At 66.8% G+C, this 458-nt stretch carries 2 pseudogenes; both read left to right on the top strand.

What is annotated here, in order from left to right:
• Positions 1-252: pseudogene (locus DVK07_RS21625) on the top strand (ABC transporter permease); the annotation flags it as partial.
• Between the two features lies 1 nt (position 253).
• Positions 254-458, top strand: a pseudogene (locus tag DVK07_RS21620) (ABC transporter permease); the annotation flags it as partial.

Here is a 458-nt window from a genome sequence, read left to right as displayed (position 1 = left end):
CCGCTCACGCTCCCGGGCATCATCGGCGGGAGCCTCTTCGTCTTCGTGCCGAGCGTCGGCGCGTTCATCACGCCGACGTTCCTCGGGCAGGGCAAGGTGCAGATGATCGGAATGCTCATCGAGAGCCGGGTCGCCGGGACCTACTCGATCGGGTACGCGAGCGCGGCGTCGATGTTCGTGCTCGTCTCCATCGTGGGCGCGATGGTCCTCGCGTTCCGGTACGTGAGCATCGAGGAACTGGGGGGTGCCTGAGATGGCGACCGAGACCTCCGAGTCGACCGAGACGGCGGAGGCGACCGAGCGGCTCGTCGGCCACCAGACGGTCGAACGACTCCTCGGCACCTCGCTGTACGTCGTCTCCGGGCTGCTGCTCCTCTTCCTGTGGGTGCCGCTCGCGATCATCCTCTTCCTCGCGTTCGCGGAGAACGCCGTGACGATCTTCCCGTTCGAGGGGTTCA

The sequence above is a fragment of the Halorubrum sp. Atlit-26R genome (assembly GCF_003666015.1).
GTDB lineage: Archaea > Halobacteriota > Halobacteria > Halobacteriales > Haloferacaceae > Halorubrum.
The sequence above is the reverse complement of the archived record's forward strand: the minus strand, read 5'-3'. Positions and strand labels throughout refer to the sequence as shown.